This window comes from Streptomyces sp. NPDC034670, from assembly GCF_055574875.1.
In genome coordinates this window covers 1-16,062 of record NZ_JBVITR010000076.1, presented here as the reverse complement: position 1 = coordinate 16,062, position 16,062 = coordinate 1, and the positions used below count along the sequence as shown (strand labels likewise).

The following is a 16,062-nucleotide window of genomic DNA, read 5'->3' as shown; positions in this document are numbered from 1 at the left end:
TGTCCTGCCCGAACTGTCTCAACCGAAAAAACAACGGGCAGGTGGTGACCCCCGGGCCCCCGCCCGGCCCCTCCAGGCGGGCGGCCACCCGGGAAACCCCCCCCCCCGCCCCCCCCCCCCCCCGGGCCCGCGGACCGGCGGGCACCCCGGAGTACGGTCCTGCGGGGTGCCCGCCCGTGTCGTCGCCCCCCGGTCCGTCAGCCGGCCGGCCAGGGCACCTGCGGGGACCTGTGGTACCCGATGCCCAGCGCGTCCCATCGCGGCCCCTGTGCCGCGAGCCGCACCCGGTAGTCCTCCCAGTCGTGCGTGGCCGCGGGGGACCAGCCCAGCTCGGCCACGCCCGGGAGCCGCGGGAAGGCCATGTACTCGAGGTGGGCGGAGTTCTCCAGGGTCTCCGTCCACAGCGGCGCCTCGACCCCGCGCACCGCGGAGGCGGGCACGCCCGGCAGGTAGGCGCCCGGGTCCCAGTCGTAGGACCGCTCCACCTCGACGTGGCCGGCCCAGGACAGGCCGAGCGGGGTGTCCGCGTCGTACTTCATGTCGAGGTAGACCCGGTCGGCCGGGGAGAGGATCAGCCCGGTGCCGTTCCGGGCGGCCTCGGCGACCTGCTCCTTCTCCCGTGCGCCGGTGCCGTCCAGGCCCCAGTACTGGACGAGGGCCCCCCTGGCCGGGCGGGCGCCGGTGAGCTGGTGCCAGCCGACGACGGTCTTGCCGTACTTCGCGACGACCGGCTGCACCCGGTCCATGAACTTCACGTAGTCCTCGTGCGGGGTGGAGTGCGCCTCGTCGCCGCCGATGTGGAGGTAGCGGCCGGGGGTGAGCGCGGCCAGCTCGCGCACCACGTCGTCCACGAAGTCGTAGGTGACCTCCTTGCCGACGCACAGCGAGCTGAAGCCGACCTCGATGCCGGTGTAGAGCGGGGGCGCCACGCCGTCGCAGTTCAGCTCGGCGTAGGAGGCCAGGGCCGCGTTGGTGTGGCCCGGCATGTCGATCTCGGGGACGACCTCCAGGTGGCGGGCGGCCGCGTGGCGGACGATCTCCCGGTAGTCGGCCTTGGTGTAGTACCCGCCGGGGCCGCCGCCGACCTCGGTGGAGCCGCCGTGGGCGGTCAGGCGCGGCCAGGAGTCGACGGCGATGCGCCAGCCCTGGTCGTCGCTGAGGTGCAGGTGCAGTTTGTTGATCTTGTACAGGGCGAGCTGGTCGATGTAGCGCTTGACCTCGTCGACGGTGAAGAAGTGCCGGGAGACGTCCAGCATCGCGCCGCGCCAGGCGTAGCGCGGGGTGTCCTCGATGGTGCCGCCCGCCACCAGCCAGGGGCCGGGCTGCACGGAGTCCTTCTCGACGGCCGCGGGGAGCAGCTGCCGCAGGGTCTGCACGCCGTGGAAGAGGCCGGCGGGCCGCGCGGCGGTGAGGGTGATGCCCGAGCGGCCGCTGTCCAGGCGGTAACCCTCCGTCCCGAAGGGGCCCTCGGCGAGGCGGAGCCGGATGCCGCCCCGGCCGTGCCCGGTGACCGGCAGGCGGTAGCCGGTGGAGGGCCGCAGGACGTCGGCGAGGTACTCGCCGACGCGGCGGGCCTCGCGGGAGCCGTCGACCCGGATGCGGGTGTCCTCGGTGATGCGGTACGGGGACCCGCCCGGCTCCACCGAGGCGGGGGCCGGGACCACCCGGCCGAGCGGGACCGGGGCGGTCGCGCCCCGGCCGGGGCCCGCTCCCAGGGTGGCGGCTCCGGCCGCCACGACCAGCAGCAGGGACCCGAACAGCCGGATGGTGCGGGGAGTCGTTCCGTGGTGCCGTCGTTGCCGTCTCACGCGTGCTCCCGTCTCTGTCAACTCCGTGTCCCGGCAAGGGAGACCGGGAAGGGTCTAGACCACTATCCCGCAGAACCGGTGAAACAATCCCCCCATGGCGGAAATCATCCAGAAGGACGGCACCTGGACCTTCGACGCGGACGCGCTGCGGCTGACTCCCGGGCGGGACAAGGGCGTCGGCCTGCTGCGCAGGACCCTGGGTGAACTGGTGGTGCCTCTGCGGGCATTGGCGGGCATATCGTTCGAACAGGGCAAGAAGACGGGGCGGTTGAGGCTGCGGCTGCGCGACGGCGCCGACCCGCTGCTGCACGCGACCCGCGGCCGGCTCACCGAACCGCACGACCCGTACCAGCTGGTCGTCGAGTCCGACCGCTACGGGGTCGCCGAGTACTTCACCCAGGAGGTGCGCAGCGCCCTGCTGCTGGAGCAGGTCCCCTCCGACCCGGTCGCCGAGTACCTGCTGCCCGGCCCGTCCGTGCCGCTGTCGGTGTCCGCCGGGGACGGCGCGGTGAGCTTCGACGGCGAGCGGGTCCGCCTGGAGTGGAACTGGAAGACGGAGGACGCCAAGGCCGCCGCCGGCACCCGCACGCTGGCGCTGGCCGACATCACCGCCGTGGAGTGGCTGCCGTCGATCGGGCTGGAGAACGGCCACCTCCGCTTCACCGTGCGCAACGTCCCCACCGAGGCCCCGGCCAAGTACGACCCGCACGCGGTGGAGCTGTGGGGCTTCAAGAAGGACCCGCTGATGGCGCTCGTCGCCGCCGCCGTCCAGGCGCGCCTGCCCCATCCGGCCGCCCGGAGCACCGGGGACGAGCGGCCCGCGGCGCCCGGGACCGCGGGCGCGCCCGTCGCGGCCCTCACCTCCGCCCCTCCCCCCGCTCCCGCCCCCGCCCCCGTCGAGCACGATCACGACGCCCTGCTGCGCCGGCTGCGGGAACTGGGCGAGCTGCACCGCTCCGGGGTGCTGACGGACGAGGAGTTCGCCCTGGCCAAGCAGGCGATCCTGAAGCGCATGTGACGGCGTCCCCGGCCCCGGGGACCACGGGGAAGCCCTCGGGGACATACTCCTGCCCGAAATCGGGCACGATTCTTGCGAAACGGCCGCCGGTACCTCAGGATCGTCGGGTGCACGACGAACTTGTTGATCATCTGACGCGGTCCACGCCCCTCAGCCGGGGCGAGGCGCTGCGCGTGGTCCAGGACGTGCTCGCCTACTTCGACGAGACGACCGAGGAGTACGTCCGTCGCCGCCACCGCGAGCTGCAGGCCCAGGGCCTGGTGAACGCGACGATCTTCGAACGGATCGAGGCGGACCTCAAATACCGCGCGGTGGCCCCGCCCGAGCTCTCGCTCCGGCAGCTGCGCCGCATCGTCTACGGCTAGGAACGACCCATATGTGCGGAATCGTCGGATACATCGGCAGGCGTGAGGCCGCTCCCCTGCTGCTCGAGGGCCTGCAGCGCCTGGAGTACCGCGGCTACGACTCGGCGGGCATCGCCGTCACCTCCCCGAAGGCGTCGGGCCTGAAGACGGTCAAGGCCAAGGGCCGGGTGCGCGACCTGGAGGCCAAGGTCCCCGCGCGCTTCAAGGGCACCACCGGCATCGCCCACACCCGCTGGGCCACCCACGGCGCCCCGTCCGACGTGAACGCCCACCCGCACCTGGACGCCGAGGGCAAGGTCGCCGTCGTCCACAACGGCATCATCGACAACGCCTCCGACCTGCGCCGCAAGCTGGAGGCGGACGGGGTCGAGTTCCTCTCCGAGACGGACACCGAGGTCCTCACCCACCTGATCGCCCGCTCGGGGGCCGAGAAGCTGGAGGACAAGGTCCGCGAGACCGTGCGCCTCATCGAGGGCACCTACGGCATCGCCGTCCTGCACGCCGACTTCCCGGACCGCATCGTGGTGGCCCGCAACGGCTCGCCCGTCGTGCTCGGCATCGGCGAGAAGGAGATGTTCGTCGCCTCCGACATCGCCGCCCTGGTCGCCCACACCCGGCAGATCGTCACCCTCGACGACGGCGAGATGGCCACCCTCAAGGCCGACGACTTCCGCACGTACACCACCGAGGGCACCCGGACCACCGCCGAGCCGACCACCGTGGAGTGGGAGGCGGCCTCCTACGACATGGGCGGCCACGACACCTACATGCACAAGGAGATCCACGAGCAGGCCGAGGCCGTGGACCGCGTGCTGCGCGGCCGGATCGACGACCGCTTCTCCACCGTGCGCCTGGGCGGCCTGAACCTGGACGCCCGCGAGGCGCGCCGGATCCGCCGCGTGAAGATCCTCGGCTGCGGCACCTCGTACCACGCCGGCATGATCGGCGCGCAGATGATCGAGGAGCTGGCCCGCATCCCCGCCGACGCCGAGCCGGCCTCGGAGTTCCGCTACCGCAACGCGGTCGTGGACCCCGACACCCTGTACGTCGCGGTCTCGCAGTCCGGTGAGACCTACGACGTGCTGGCGGCCGTGCAGGAGCTGAAGCGCAAGGGCGCGCGGGTGCTGGGCGTGGTGAACGTCGTCGGCTCCGCGATCGCCCGCGAGGCGGACGGCGGCATCTACGTGCACGCCGGCCCCGAGGTGTGCGTGGTGTCCACCAAGTGCTTCACCAACACCACGGTCGCCTTCGCCCTGCTCGCCCTGCACCTGGGCCGCACCCGCGACCTGTCCGTGAGCGACGGCAAGCGGATCATCGAGGGCCTGCGCCGGCTGCCGGGGCAGATCGCCGAGATCATGGAGCAGGAGGAGGACGTCAGGAAGCTGGCCCTGGAGTACGCCGAGGCCCGCTCGATGCTCTTCATCGGCCGCGTGCGGGGCTACCCGGTGGCCCGCGAGGCCTCCCTGAAGCTCAAGGAGGTCTCCTACATCCACGCCGAGGCCTACCCGGCCTCCGAGCTCAAGCACGGCCCGCTGGCCCTGATCGAGCCCGCGCTGCCCACGGTCGCGATCGTGCCCGACGACGACCTGCTGGAGAAGAACCGCGCCGCGCTGGAGGAGATCAAGGCCCGCAGCGGCCGGATCCTCGCCGTGGCCCACCAGGAGCAGGAGAAGGCCGACCACACGATCGTCGTCCCCAAGAACGAGGACGAACTGGACCCGATCCTCATGGGCATCCCGCTCCAACTCCTCGCCTACCACACGGCGCTGGCCCTGGGCCGGGACATCGACAAGCCGCGCAACCTCGCCAAGTCGGTGACGGTGGAGTAGCGGTCCCCCGGGGGCGCGGGAAGCCCCGCGCCCGCCCCGGGCGCCCGCACACGGGCCGGAACGGCGGAGGGACCCCGCGTGCGGGCACGCGGGGTCCCTCCCGTGCGGAAGCCGTCACGTGCGGAAGCCGTCACGCGCGGGGGCCGTCACGCGACGGTCCGCCGGCGCGTCACGGGATGACGACCACCGGCCGCTGCGCCCGCTTGGCGAGCCGTCCGGCCACCGAGCCGAAGATCCGGCCCGCGAGGCCGTGGGTGGAGCCGACCACGATCGCGTCGGCCTCGTACTCCCGGCCCACTTCCTCGAGTTCGTGGCAGATGTCGCCCCCGCGCTCGACCAGGATCCAGGGCACCTCGGTGAGGTGGTCCGCGCAGGCGAGTTCGAGACCGAGGACCTCGGTGCGGTGGTCCGGGACGTCCACGAAGACCGGGGGCTCGCAGCCCGCCCACACCGTGGTGGGCAGCCGGTTGGCGACGTGGACGATGATCAGCCCCGAGCCGAGCCGCCGCGCCATGCCGATCGCGTAGGCGAGGGCCCGCTCGCTGGAGTTCGAGCCGTCGAAGCCGACGACCACCCCGTGCCGGAACGCGGGATCGCACGCGTGGCGCGACTCCTCCGCCGCCGTGGGATCGGCCGCCGTGGGATCGGCGACCGGCCGCTTGCGGTCCGCGGGTTCGAAGAATTCGTGACCGGCCATGGCTGTCTCGGAGTGGTGATCCTTTGATGGGGGACGACAGTGTGCGGCGGAGCTGTGTCCGGGAATCATCTTCCCAACCCCATACCCCCAAGGGTACGGCGGCACGCCTCCTAAGCCCAGATCCCGCGCGCGTCGGCTGGCGGGTTCCCCGGAGCATGCACGAGGGGACGCCCGCGACGCAATGGTTGCTGTGCCGTACAGGCGGTTTGCGCGGGATGCGCTCAACCGCGAGAGTGGGGCGCCCCGGGCCGTCCGCCCCGGACGCGCGGCACCCGCCGGCCGGCCGCGCGGCCGGCCCCGCGCCCCGCGTCGCGGGGAGGGCGGGCCGCGTCCGGACCGCCCTCCCCCGGGCGGCACCGGGTGACACCGGACGGCACCGGGTGACGCCGGACGGCACCGGAGCGCACCGGTCGGCTGACCGGTTTCCGCGCACGCGCCCGTATCTTTTCAGCCAACTTCCGCTCCCCCCGCATCCTCTGTCGCACCCACCCCCCAACCCCCGTTCGACCTGCACGGAAAGGGTCACGGGGGTCCTGCGCACCCTACGGGGATTGGCCACTGCGACGAGGCGCACTTCCCTGTACGGCCCGGGAGTGCAACGCTTCGTGATCGAATGCTTCACGCCAAGTTGCCAAGTCGACAATGCACCGGGCGCCGAACTGGCCACCGGGGCACGGCGGGACGCAGTAGATTCGATCTTGACTGTCGTACGGCGGGGGACTCGTGCAGGACCGAGGGGAAACGTGCAGGAGCGACACAACCGAGGAGCCGCGACCACCGAGGGGGGCTTAGCAGGATGAGCCACGACTCCACTGCCGCGCCGGAGACCGCGGCCCGGAAACTCTCCGGGCGACGCCGCAAGGAGATCGTCGCGGTGCTGCTGTTCAGCGGCGGCCCCATTTTCGAGAGTTCCATACCGTTGTCGGTGTTCGGGGTTGACCGCCAGGACGCCGGCGTGCCGCGCTACCGCCTGCTGGTGTGCGGCGGCGAGGAGGGCCCGCTGCGGACCACGGGGGGCCTGGAACTCACCGCACCACACGGGCTGGAGGCGATAGCGAGGGCGGGCACCGTCGTGGTGCCGGCCTGGCGCTCGATCACCTCACCACCGCCCCAGGAGTCGCTCGACGCGCTGCGCCGGGCCCACGAGGAGGGCGCCCGCATCGTCGGACTGTGCACCGGCGCCTTCGTCCTCGCGGCGGCGGGCCTGCTGGACGGCCGGCCCGCGACCACTCACTGGATGTACGCGCCGACGCTGGCCAAACGCTACCCGTCGGTGCACGTCGATCCGCGGGAGCTCTTCGTGGACGACGGCGACGTGCTGACCTCCGCGGGCACCGCGGCCGGAATCGACCTGTGCCTGCACATCGTGCGCACGGACCACGGCCACGAGGCGGCCGGGGCGCTCGCCCGGCGCCTGGTCGTCCCGCCGCGCCGCAGCGGCGGCCAGGAGCGCTACCTCGACCGGTCTTTACCGGAGGAGATCGGCGCCGACCCGCTCGCCGAGGTCGTCGCCTGGGCGCTGGAGCACCTCCACGAGCAGTTCGACGTGGAGACGCTGGCGGCCCGCGCGTACATGAGCCGCCGCACGTTCGACCGCCGGTTCCGCTCGCTCACCGGCAGCGCGCCGCTGCAGTGGCTGATCACGCAGCGGGTGCTGCAGGCGCAGCGCCTGCTGGAGACGTCGGACTACTCGGTCGACGAGGTCGCCGGCCGCTGCGGCTTCCGCTCGCCGGTCGCCCTGCGCGGCCACTTCCGGCGCCAGCTCGGCTCGTCCCCGGCCGCCTACCGGGCCGCCTACCGCGCGCGGCGCCCGCAGTCCGACCGGAACCAGGACGCCGACGGCACCGCGAACACCTCGGGAGGCGCGCCGCCCGGCCAGCAGGGACACCCGGGACCGCCCGGCCACCCGGGGCAGGCGGCGGCCGCCCCGCCCCCGGAGACCTCCCTCCCGTACCAGTCCCGCCGCACCGCGGCGGTGAGCGCCCTGGGCCCGTCCCTGACGGCCTCGGCCTCCTCGGCGGACTCCGGCCGCGAGGCCTACGTCCCGTCCCGGGCCGGCGTCCCGGGGCAGCGTGGCGCGACGTGACCGCGGGGTGACCGCGGGGGTGAGGTAGACGGCGCGCCGGCGGCGCACACCGGGCGGGGGCGGAGGCACGGACCTCCGGCCCCGCCCGTCCGCGAGCACGGCGCGGGCCCGCCCGCGCCGCACCGGTCCGCACGGGCCCGCCGACCCGGCGGAGCCGCCCGCGCCGCACCGGAACACCGCCGTCGGCGGGTGCCTCACCACCCGGTTCGCCCCGTCCGGGGGAGCCGTAAGGTGAGACACATGAACGATCGCATGGTGTGGATCGACTGCGAGATGACCGGCCTCTCGCTGTCGGACGACGCGCTCATCGAGGTGGCCGCCCTCGTCACCGACTCCGAGCTGAACGTCCTCGGCGAGGGCGTGGACATCGTCATCCGCCCGCCGGAGCGGGCCCTGGAGACGATGCCGGAGGTGGTGCGTCAGATGCACACCGCGTCCGGGCTGCTCGCCGAGCTGCCCCGCGGCACGACGCTCGAGGACGCCGAGCAGCAGGTCCTCGCCTATGTGAGGGAACACGTCAAGGAGCCCGGCAGGGCGCCCCTGTGCGGCAACTCCGTCGGCACCGACCGCGGCTTCCTGCTGCGGGACATGCCGACGCTGGAGGACTACCTGCACTACCGCATCGTGGACGTGTCCAGCATCAAGGAGCTGGCCCGCCGCTGGTACCCGAAGGCGTACTTCAACAGCCCCGAGAAGAACGGCAACCACCGCGCCCTCGCCGACATCCGCGAGTCCATCGCGGAGCTGCGCTACTACCGGGAGGCCGTCTTCGTCCCGCAGCCGGGGCCCGACTCCGACACCGCGAAGAGGATCGCCGCGAAGCACGTCCTGCCCGGCCGGTAGGCGGATCGGGGGACGCCGGGGGCGCCGCGCGAAGCCGTGCGCGAGCACCCCTTCGGACCCTGTACACTTTTTCTCGGCCGGTCGGAGAAGGAAACCGATCCCCAGTCGACCGGGCCGTGGTGGGTGTAGCTCAGCTGGTAGAGCACCTGGTTGTGGTCCAGGATGTCGCGGGTTCGAGTCCCGTCACTCACCCTGAACGAACGAGGCCCGAAAGGGCCTCGTTCGCGTTTCGGGCCGGACCGCGAGCCCCGCGGGGACGGGTCCGGACGGTGCTCGGGACCACCCGGACGTGACGCGGCCGAGGAGCCGGCCCGCCGGGGTCGGGTCCGGTCGGCGGAGCGGCCGGGCGGCGGGCGCCACCACGACGGTGGGGACGGACACGAGGCCCGCGCCGACGCTCACGGACAGGACGGACCCGGCCGGCGCGATCCGCGCCCCCGGGTGCTCGCCGTGGTGACCGGCGTGGCGCGCCGGCGCGACGGCTCCGGGCGGAGTGCCCGCGATCGTGGCGCACGCCGTCCCCGTCCCCTGCTCCGTGCCCCGACGGGGGCGGCCCGGCGCGCCGGTGGGGTCCGGCCCCGCCTCCCCCCGGCGGACGGCCGCGCGGGGCGCGGCTCACGGACCTCCCGCCCGCGGCCCCCGCCCGTCCGCGGCTCCGCCCGGCGCTACGAGGAGGCGCGCTCCACGAGTTCCGTGGCCAGCACCACCTGGCGCCGGTCCAGCTCCCGGGAGACGGGCGGGCGGCGGTCGGCGACCTCGGCGAGCAGCAGGTCGATCATCCGGCGGCCCATCTCCTGGATGGGCTGGCGCACGCTGGTCAGCGGCGGGTCCATGTGCCGGGCGATGGCGGAGTCGTCGTACCCGACCAGGGCCACGTCGTCCGGGATGCGGCGGCCCGCCTCGCGCAGGGCGTGGCGGGCGCCGGCCGCGGTGACGTCCGAGGCGGCGAAGACCGCGTCGAGGTCGGGGCGGCGCTCCAGCAGGGCCTCCATCGCGCGCCGGCCCCCGTCCTCGGAGAAGTCGCCGGGCTCGACCAGCAGCTCGTCCACCACGTGGCCCGCCTCCCGCAGGGCGTCCCGGTAGCCATCGACGCGCCGCTGGGCGCCGTACACGTCGAGGCGGCCGGTGATGTGGGCGATGGTGCGGCGGCCCCGGCCGACCAGGTGCTCGACGGCCTGGCGGGCGCCGCCGTAGTTGTCCGAGTCCACCGAGGTGAGCGTCTCGGCGGCCGACCGGGGACCGCTGATCACCGCCGGGATCTCCAGCTGGGCCAGCATGTCGGGCAGCGGGTCGTCGGCGTGCACCGAGACCAGCAGCACCCCGTCCACGCGGTGGGCGGCCAGGTACTGGGCGAGCCGCTGCCGCTCCCGGTCGCTGCCCGCGAAGATCAGCAGCAGCTGCATCGCGGTGTCGGACAGCGCGGCCCCGACGCCCCGGAGCATGTCCGAGAAGTACGGCTCGGCGAAGAACCGGGTCTCCGGCTCGGGCACGACCAGGGCGATGGCGTCCGTGCGGTTGGCGGCCAGGGCGCGGGCGGCGGTGTTCGGGACGTAGCCGAGCTCCGCGACCGCGGCCTCCACGGCGGCGCGGGTGGCGTCGCTCACCCGGGGCGAGCCGTTGATCACCCGGGAGACCGTGCCGCGGCCCACACCGGCGCGCGCCGCCACCTCTTCAAGGGTGGGCCGGCCGCCGCTCCGGCCCCGCACTCCGTGGCTCGCCATCGGCCCCGCCTTCCCTCGTGGTGTCCCGCCGGCCTGGAATCTAACAGTCCCGTGAGCGGTCGTGACCGCCCGCGGAGGGGCGGCCCGCGGACCGCCGGCTTCCGGGGCGGCCGCAGGAGTGTCCAGTTAACGGCCCGATAACTGAACGCACTTCGCCGTGTCTGCTCCCTTGACACCCCCGCCCGGACCCGCGACTCTTCAACACATCACTTGTGGGAGCGCTCCCACACTACCTGACACATACACAACCCGCACGTTCCCCGCCCGAGCCGCAGCAAAGCAAGACACGGGCCCAACAGAGCCGTTGGCCGGGGGGTCGGCACGTCAGGGCAACAGGAGGACGCAATGCGAGCACGTACCCTCCCCCTCTCCCGGCAGCGCTCGGGCGGGGGGAAGCCCCTCGCCCGCAAGGCACTGGCCGTCGCGGCCGCGGTGTCGCTGGGCACCGGGCTGCTGGCCGGCTGTGCCGACGACGGCAAGGACGGCTCCGATTCCTCGTCGGGCGGCGAGGGCAAGACCACGATCACCCTGGGCCTGTTCGGCACCATGGGATTCAAGGAAGCCGGCCTCTACGCCGAGTACGAGAAGCTGAACCCCGACATCAAGATCGCCGAGAACGTCGTCGAGCGGAACGAGAACTACTATCCCGCGCTCCTCAACCACCTGACCACCAACAGCGGCCTGCAGGACGTCCAGGCCGTCGAAGTCGGCAACATCGCCGAGATCGTCGCCACCCAGGCCGGCAAGCTCGAGGACCTCTCCAAGGCCCCGGACGTGAAGAAGGAGAACTGGCTGGACTGGAAGTGGCAGCAGGCCACCACCAAGGACGGCCAGACCATCGGCCTGGGCACCGACATCGGTCCGATGGCGATCTGCTACCGCAAGGACCTGTTCGAGAAGGCGGGCCTGCCCACCGACCGCGAGGAGGTCGGCAAGCTGTGGGCCGGCGACTGGGCCAAGCTGGTCGAGGTCGGTGAGCGGTACAAGGAGAAGGCGCCCGAGGGCACCACCTTCATGGACTCCCCCGGCGGTCTGCTCAACGCCATCCTGGGCAGTGAGGAGGAGCGCTTCTACGACTCCTCCGGCAAGGTCATCTACAAGACCAACCCGGCCGTCAAGAGCGCCTTCGACCTGACCGCCAAGGCCGCCCAGGAGGGACTGGTCGGCGCCCAGACGCAGTTCCAGCCCGCCTGGGACCAGACGATCGCCAACAACAAGTTCGCCGCGATCTCCTGCCCGCCGTGGATGCTCGGCTACATCAAGGGCAAGTCGCAGCCGGACGCCGCCGGCAAGTGGGACGTCGCCCTGCCCCCCAGGGCCGGCAACTGGGGCGGTTCCTTCCTGACCGTGCCCAAGAGCGGCAAGAACGTCGAGGAGGCCAAGAAGCTGGTCGCCTGGCTGACCGCGCCCGAGCAGCAGGCCAAGCTGTTCAAGGTGCAGGGCAGCTTCCCGAGCGCGCAGGCCGCGTACTCCAGCCCGGAGGTCACCGGGGCGAAGAACGAGATGACCGGTGACGCCCCGATCGGTGAGATCTTCGCCGAGGCCGCGAAGCAGATCCCGGTCCAGGTCATCGGCCCGAAGGACCAGATCATCGGGCAGGGCCTGGGCGACAACGGCGTCATCCTGGTGACCAAGGGCAAGTCGCCGAAGGAGGCCTGGGAGACGGCCACCAAGACCATCGACAACAACCTGGACAAGTGACCCGCATGGCCACCCGCTCCGACACCGCCGCGTCCCCCGCCGAGGGGGGCGCGGCCCCGGGCCGTCTGTCCAAGGACCCCGGCTCCCCGTCCCCCGACGACAGGGAACGGCGCCGCCGGGCCAGGCTGTCCCGGCGCTGGCAGCGCGACATGCGCTGGAGCCCGTACGCGTTCGTCGCGCCGTTCTTCCTGCTCTTCCTCGCCTTCGGCCTGTTCCCGCTGCTCTACACCGGCTGGGCCTCGCTGCACCAGGTGGAGCTGACCGCCCCGACCGACATGAACTGGGTGGGGCTGCGCAACTACACCCGGATCTTCGACGACGACTTCTTCTGGAACGCGGCGCAGAACACCCTGACCATCGGCATCATCTCGACCGTCCCGCAGCTGCTGATGGCCATGGGCATCGCCCACATCCTCAACTACAAGCTGCGCGCCTCGACCTTCTACCGGGTCGCGATGCTCGCGCCGTACGCCACCTCGATCGCCGCCGCCTCCCTGGTGTTCGTGCTGCTCTTCGGGCGCGACTACGGCATGATCAACTGGGTGCTGGACCTCGTCGGGATCGACCCGGTCGACTGGCAGGGCGACAAGTGGCCCTCGCAGTTCGCCGTCTCGACCATCATCATCTGGCGCTGGACCGGCTACAACGCGCTGATCTACCTGGCCGCGATGCAGGCGATCCCGCAGGACCTGTACGAGTCGGCGGCGCTGGACGGCGCCAGCCGCTGGCAGCAGTTCCTCCACGTGACGCTGCCCTCGCTGCGCCCGACGATCCTGTTCACCGTGGTGGTCTCCACGATCGGCGCCAGCCAGGTCTTCGGTGAGCCGCTGCTGTTCGACGCGAACAAGGGCGCGTCCGGCGGCGCGGAGCACCAGTTCCAGACGCTCGGCCTGTACCTGTACGAGCAGGGCTGGGTGAACCAGCACCTGGGCCGCGCCTCGGCGATCGCCTGGACGATGTTCGGGATCCTGATCGTCATCGGCATCATCAACTACGTCATCTCGCGCCGGCTGCGCGCCAGCAGTTAAGGAGTTGTGGCCGTGACGACGACTGTGACGCCCCCCGAGACATCGCCCGCCAAGGAGCAGCGGCGCTCGCGCCTGCCGAAGTCCGCGCGGGCGGGCGGAACGCTGCACGGCGGTCCGATCGCGTACGCGATCCTGATCCTGTTCACGATCATGTCGCTGTTCCCGCTGGTGTGGACCGCGATCGCCGCCTCCCGGGACAACCAGCGGCTGGCGCAGACCCCGCCGCCGTTCTGGTTCGGCTCCAACCTGTTCAAGAACCTGGAGATCGCCTGGAAGGACGCCAACCTCGGCGAGGCCTTCCTCAACACCACGATCGTGGCGGGCATCTCGGCGGTGACCATCGTCGTGCTGTCGACGATCGCCGGGTTCGCCTTCGCCAAGCTGCGCTTCCGGGGCCGGGGCGCGCTGATGCTGATCGTCATCGGCACGATGATGGTGCCGCCGCAGCTCAGCATCATCCCGCTGTACATGATGGTCGCCAAGCTCGACTGGACCGACCAGCTGCAGGCGGTCATCTTCCCGTCGCTGGTGAGCGCGTTCGGCGTGTTCTTCATGCGGCAGTACCTGATCCAGGCGCTCCCGGACGAGATCATCGAGGCCGCCCGGATGGACGGCGCGAGCAGCTGGCGCGTGGTGTGGCACGTGGTGTTCCCGGCCGCGCGGCCGGCGATGGCCGTGCTCGGCATGCTGATGTTCGTGCAGACCTGGAACGACTTCCTGTGGCCGTTCCTGGTGCTGACCCAGAACGGCAACCCGACCGTGCAGGTCGCCGTCGCGGCCCTCGGCCGCGGCTACACCCCGGACCAGTCCCTGATCATGGCGGGCGCGCTGCTGGGCACGCTGCCCCTGCTGCTGGTCTTCGCGATCTTCGGCAAGCAGATCGTGGGCGGCATCATGCAGGGCGCCGTCAAGGGCTGACACCCGCTTCCCTCCCGCACCCCTGGGGCCGGGTCACCACCGTCCCGGCCCCTCGTCCCCCTCCCTCCTTCTCCCCTCCTCACCCCTCTCCTCCCCACTTTCCCGTCCTAGTCCGTACTCGTCGGTCTTCCACGACCTCGATGGGAGCGCTTCCATGTCTGACTCCGCCACGCCGGCGACCCCGGTGACCTTTCCCTCCGCCTTCCTCTGGGGCGCCGCGACCTCCGCGTACCAGATCGAGGGGGCGGTGCGGGAGGACGGACGTACCCCCTCCATCTGGGACACCTTCAGCCACACACCGGGCAAGACGGCCGGCGGCGAGACCGGTGACATCGCCGTCGACCACTACCACCGCTACCGCGACGACGTGGCGCTGATGGCGGAGCTGAACCTCGACGCCTACCGCTTCTCCGTCTCCTGGCCCCGGGTGCAGCCCACCGGCCGCGGCCCCGCCGTGCAGCGCGGCCTCGACTTCTACCGCCGTCTGGTGGACGAGCTGCTGGCGAAGGGCATCAAGCCCGCCGTCACCCTCTACCACTGGGACCTGCCGCAGGAGCTGGAGGACGCGGGCGGCTGGCCCGAGCGCGACACCGCGTACCGCTTCGCCGAGTACGCGCAGATCGTCGGCGAGGCGCTCGGCGACCGGGTGGAGCACTGGATCACGCTCAACGAGCCGTGGTGCAGCGCCTTCCTGGGCTACGCCTCCGGCGTGCACGCCCCCGGCCGCACCGACCCGGCGGCCTCGCTGCGGGCCGCCCACCACCTCAACCTGGCGCACGGCCTGGGCACCAAGGCGCTGCGCTCGGTGATGCCGACCCGCAACTCGGTCTCGCTCAGCCTCAACACCGCCGTGGTGCGGCCCCTCTCGCCGAGCGACCCGGCGGACCGGGCGGCGGCGCGCAAGATCGACGACCTGTCCGGCGGCATCTTCCACGGCCCGATCCTGCACGGCGCCTACCCGGAGACGCTGCTGGAGGCGACCTCGTCGCTCACCGACTGGTCGTGCATCCAGGACGGCGACCTGGACCTGATCCACCAGCCGCTGGACGCGCTGGGCCTCAACTACTACACGCCCACCGTGGTGTCGGCGGCGGACCCGGACGCGAAGGGCCCGCGGGCCGACGGTCACGGGGCGAGCGACCACTCGCCGTGGCCGGCCGCGGACGACGTCGCCTTCCACCAGGCGCCGGGCGAGCAGACCGAGATGGGCTGGTCCGTCGACCCGACGGGACTGCACGAGCTGATCATGCGCTACACCCGCGAGGCCCCCGGCCTGCCGCTCCACATCACCGAGAACGGCGCGGCCTACGACGACAAGCCCGGCGCCGACGGCACGGTGCACGACCCGGAGCGCGTCGCCTACCTGCACGGCCACCTCTCGGCGGTCCACCGGGCCATCGCCGACGGGGCGGACGTGCGCGGCTACTTCCTGTGGTCGCTGCTGGACAACTTCGAGTGGGCGTACGGCTACGACAAGCGCTTCGGCGCGGTGTACGTCGACTACGTGACCCAGCAGCGGACCCCGAAGTCCAGCGCCCTGTGGTACGCGCGGGCGGCCGAGTCGGGGGTCCTGCCGGATCCCGAGCGCATCTGACCCTCCCCGCGGGCGGGGGCGGGAGAGGACGGGGCGCGGCGCACCCGGGGGGGTGCCGCGCCCCGTACGGGGTCCGGACCTGCCGACGGACCCGGGGGGGGGGGGGGGGGGGGGGGGGGGGGGGGGGGGGGGGGGGGGGGGGTGGGGTGGGGGGGGGGGGTGGGGGGTACCCGCCCGGCCAACCACCCCCCCGCCTGCCTCGTCGGGGGGTGCCCCCCCCCCCCCCCCCCCGCTTCCCCGTGGACGGTGGTCCGCGGTGCGGTGCGATGCGGTCGATGCGGTGCGGTGCGGCAGCACGCCGGCGACCCGCGACCGGGCGCCTCGTCCGGTCCGGAAGGCCGCCGGTGTTCCCAGGGGGCGCTCAAGGAAGGGGTCGGGAGCGGTCAGGGGCTTTTTGGGGGGGGGGGGGGTAGCTGCCCCAGCCCACCCCCCCCCAAAAAAACCCCGGGACGGA

At 72.6% G+C, this 16,062-nt stretch carries 12 protein-coding genes and 1 tRNA gene; 10 read left to right on the top strand and 3 right to left on the bottom strand.

The window, feature by feature from the left end:
* Positions 1 to 197 precede the first annotated feature (197 nt).
* On the bottom strand, positions 198 to 1,808 hold the full coding sequence (locus ACZ56B_RS30735; protein WP_468797654.1) for a beta-N-acetylhexosaminidase: 1,611 nt from the start codon (positions 1,806 to 1,808) through the stop codon (positions 198 to 200).
* A gap of 94 nt (positions 1,809 to 1,902) precedes the next feature.
* Here ACZ56B_RS30735 and ACZ56B_RS30730 point away from each other — a divergent pair, with 94 nt between their 5' ends.
* From ACZ56B_RS30730 to glmS, 3 genes are all read left to right on the top strand, one after another.
* Entirely contained in the window at positions 1,903 to 2,826 is a 924-nt protein-coding gene (locus ACZ56B_RS30730; RefSeq protein ID WP_468797651.1) for a DUF4429 domain-containing protein, read from the top strand.
* Positions 2,827 to 2,933: 107 nt separating this feature from the next.
* Positions 2,934 to 3,191 (top strand): hypothetical protein, encoded by a 258-nt coding sequence (locus ACZ56B_RS30725; RefSeq protein WP_004987724.1) that lies wholly within the window; start codon positions 2,934 to 2,936, stop codon positions 3,189 to 3,191.
* Between the two features lie 11 nt (positions 3,192 to 3,202).
* A complete protein-coding gene (gene glmS, locus ACZ56B_RS30720; RefSeq protein ID WP_468797648.1) occupies positions 3,203 to 5,020 on the top strand; it encodes a glutamine--fructose-6-phosphate transaminase (isomerizing) in 1,818 nt (605 codons plus the stop codon).
* A 169-nt stretch (positions 5,021 to 5,189) separates the two neighbouring features.
* Here glmS and ACZ56B_RS30715 read toward each other — a convergent pair whose 3' ends face one another.
* Entirely contained in the window at positions 5,190 to 5,717 is a 528-nt protein-coding gene (locus tag ACZ56B_RS30715; protein ID WP_468797645.1) for a universal stress protein, read from the bottom strand.
* 796 nt (positions 5,718 to 6,513) lie between these two features.
* On the opposite strand from ACZ56B_RS30715, the gene ACZ56B_RS30710 reads away from it, so the two are divergent.
* From ACZ56B_RS30710 to ACZ56B_RS30700, 3 genes are all read left to right on the top strand, one after another.
* A complete protein-coding gene (locus tag ACZ56B_RS30710) occupies positions 6,514 to 7,803 on the top strand; it encodes a helix-turn-helix domain-containing protein (RefSeq protein WP_468797642.1) in 1,290 nt (429 codons plus the stop codon).
* Between the two features lie 240 nt (positions 7,804 to 8,043).
* Positions 8,044 to 8,646 (top strand): oligoribonuclease, encoded by a 603-nt coding sequence (orn, locus tag ACZ56B_RS30705; protein WP_468797639.1) that lies wholly within the window; start codon positions 8,044 to 8,046, stop codon positions 8,644 to 8,646.
* Between the two features lie 119 nt (positions 8,647 to 8,765).
* Positions 8,766 to 8,838: transfer RNA gene (locus ACZ56B_RS30700), tRNA-His, on the top strand.
* Positions 8,839 to 9,311: 473 nt separating this feature from the next.
* On the opposite strand, the gene ACZ56B_RS30695 is transcribed toward ACZ56B_RS30700, so the two are convergent.
* A complete protein-coding gene (locus tag ACZ56B_RS30695; RefSeq protein WP_468797636.1) occupies positions 9,312 to 10,367 on the bottom strand; it encodes a LacI family DNA-binding transcriptional regulator in 1,056 nt (351 codons plus the stop codon).
* 345 nt (positions 10,368 to 10,712) lie between these two features.
* Here ACZ56B_RS30695 and ACZ56B_RS30690 point away from each other — a divergent pair, with 345 nt between their 5' ends.
* The 4 genes from ACZ56B_RS30690 to ACZ56B_RS30675 all read left to right on the top strand — a co-directional run bounded on the left by ACZ56B_RS30690 (position 10,713) and on the right by ACZ56B_RS30675 (position 15,608).
* Positions 10,713 to 12,068 (top strand): ABC transporter substrate-binding protein, encoded by a 1,356-nt coding sequence (locus tag ACZ56B_RS30690; RefSeq protein ID WP_468797633.1) that lies wholly within the window; start codon positions 10,713 to 10,715, stop codon positions 12,066 to 12,068.
* Positions 12,069 to 12,073: 5 nt separating this feature from the next.
* Positions 12,074 to 13,096 (top strand): carbohydrate ABC transporter permease, encoded by a 1,023-nt coding sequence (locus tag ACZ56B_RS30685; protein WP_468797671.1) that lies wholly within the window; start codon positions 12,074 to 12,076, stop codon positions 13,094 to 13,096.
* 12 nt (positions 13,097 to 13,108) lie between these two features.
* Positions 13,109 to 14,014, top strand: coding sequence for a carbohydrate ABC transporter permease (locus tag ACZ56B_RS30680; RefSeq protein WP_468797630.1), 906 nt, complete (start codon positions 13,109 to 13,111; stop codon positions 14,012 to 14,014).
* Between the two features lie 154 nt (positions 14,015 to 14,168).
* Positions 14,169 to 15,608 carry a GH1 family beta-glucosidase gene (locus ACZ56B_RS30675; RefSeq protein WP_468797627.1) on the top strand — a complete coding sequence of 480 codons (1,440 nt, stop codon included), beginning with the start codon at positions 14,169 to 14,171 and terminating at the stop codon, positions 15,606 to 15,608.
* Positions 15,609 to 16,062: the final 454 nt, after the last annotated feature.

Excerpts from the sequence above, each read along its gene's own strand:
- orn (WP_468797639.1), top strand. The coding sequence starts at position 8,044 with ATGAACGATCGCATGGTGTGGATCGACTGCGAGATGACCGGCCTCTCG.
- ACZ56B_RS30690 (WP_468797633.1), top strand. The coding sequence starts at position 10,713 with ATGCGAGCACGTACCCTCCCCCTCTCCCGGCAGCGCTCGGGCGGGGGG.
- ACZ56B_RS30710 (WP_468797642.1), top strand. The coding sequence starts at position 6,514 with ATGAGCCACGACTCCACTGCCGCGCCGGAGACCGCGGCCCGGAAACTC.
- ACZ56B_RS30675 (WP_468797627.1), top strand. The coding sequence starts at position 14,169 with ATGTCTGACTCCGCCACGCCGGCGACCCCGGTGACCTTTCCCTCCGCC.
- ACZ56B_RS30685 (WP_468797671.1), top strand. The coding sequence starts at position 12,074 with ATGGCCACCCGCTCCGACACCGCCGCGTCCCCCGCCGAGGGGGGCGCG.
- ACZ56B_RS30695 (WP_468797636.1), bottom strand. The coding sequence starts at position 10,367 with ATGGCGAGCCACGGAGTGCGGGGCCGGAGCGGCGGCCGGCCCACCCTT.
- glmS (WP_468797648.1), top strand. The coding sequence starts at position 3,203 with ATGTGCGGAATCGTCGGATACATCGGCAGGCGTGAGGCCGCTCCCCTG.
- ACZ56B_RS30730 (WP_468797651.1), top strand. The coding sequence starts at position 1,903 with ATGGCGGAAATCATCCAGAAGGACGGCACCTGGACCTTCGACGCGGAC.
- ACZ56B_RS30715 (WP_468797645.1), bottom strand. The coding sequence starts at position 5,717 with ATGGCCGGTCACGAATTCTTCGAACCCGCGGACCGCAAGCGGCCGGTC.